The sequence below is a fragment of the Brucella daejeonensis genome (assembly GCF_014199265.1).
Lineage (GTDB): Bacteria > Pseudomonadota > Alphaproteobacteria > Rhizobiales > Rhizobiaceae > Brucella > Brucella daejeonensis.
Window position 1 is genome coordinate 1 of the sequence record NZ_JACIJG010000051.1, and the last position, 1321, is coordinate 1321.

The window sequence follows — 1321 nt, forward strand, 5'->3', positions numbered from 1 at the left end:
TGAACCGCACCGAGTTTGCCGGAGACCCCAACTCGTGAGAAGTAGGGTCTATGACAAGCAAGACGACGAACAAGTTTTCTCCTGAAGTGCGCGCCCGGGCCGTTCGAATGGTGGCCGAGCATGAAGCGGAACATCCTTCGCGATGGGCGGCTGTGTCTTCCATAGCCGCCAAGATCGGTTGCTCGGCGCATACGCTCAACGAATGGGTGAAGAAGGCCGAGGTCGACAGCGGTAAGCGTGCGGGTTTACCAAGTGACGTCGCCGAGAAGATGAAGGCTCTGGAGCGGGAGAACCGCGAACTCCGCCAGGCCAACGAGATTTTGCGCAAGGCGTCGGCTTATTTTGCGATGGCGGAGCTCGACCGCCCACTGAAGCGATGATCTCGTTCATTGACGAACACCGCTCGGCGCTCGGGGTCGAGCCGATCTGCAGGCTGCTGCCGATTGCCCCGTCCACCTACTATGAAGTCGTTGCCAAACGCATGGACGTGGACCGCCTGTCGGCCCGCGCCCGGAGCGACATGGCCATGAAGGTCGAGATACGCCGGGTGTTCAACGAGAACTTCCAGGTCTATGGGGTTCGGAAGGTCTGGCGGCAGTTGCGGCGGGAAGGTTACGACGTCGCCCGCTGCACCGTCGCACGGCTCATGAGAATTATGGGTCTTCAAGGCATCATTCGTGGCAAGCCCGTCAAAACCACCGTGTCGGACAAAGCCGCACCATGCCCGCTCGACCGGGTGAACCGGCAGTTCTATGCCCCCGCGCCGAATATGCTCTGGCTTTCCGATTTCACCTATGTGGCGACCTGGCAGGGTTTCGTCTACGTGGCTTTCGTGATCGACGCCTTCGCTCGCCGCATCGTCGGTTGGCGGGCAAGCCGGACTGCCCATGCGGGCTTTGTGCTCGATGCCCTCGACCAGGCACTTCATGATCGGCGGCCCGTCCATCGCGGCGGGCTGGTTCATCATTCCGACCGCGGCTCGCAATATGTATCCATTCGCTATTCCGAACGGCTGGCGGAAGCGGGCATCGAGCCGTCTGTCGGGAGTGTTGGCGATTCCTATGACAACGCTCTCGCTGAAACGATCAACGGTCTTTACAAGGCCGAGGTCATCCATCGGCGAGGACCGTGGCGAAACTTCGAAGCCGTGGAGTTCGCCACGCTGGAATGGGTAGATTGGTTCAACAACCGCCGCCTTCTGGAGCCCATCGGCAACATACCGCCAGCCGAGGCCGAAGAACGATATCACGCCATGCTGGACGCGCCACCCATGGCCGCATAACTTAAACCAAACGGTCTCCGGCAAACCCGGCGCGGTTCA

General features: G+C 60.7%; 1 protein-coding gene and 1 other annotated feature. The gene reads left to right on the plus strand.

Going from position 1 to position 1321, the window contains the following annotated elements:
* The first annotated feature begins 50 nt into the window (after positions 1-50).
* Positions 51-1282 (plus strand): IS3 family transposase gene (locus FHS76_RS22400; RefSeq protein WP_183658536.1). Its coding sequence is split into 2 segments (ribosomal slippage): positions 51-342 and positions 342-1282, totalling 1233 coding nucleotides; the frame shifts between segments, so codons are not numbered across the junction.
* Positions 335-451, plus strand: a sequence feature (AL1L pseudoknot). (Overlaps the previous gene by 117 nt.)
* Positions 1283-1321: the final 39 nt, after the last annotated feature.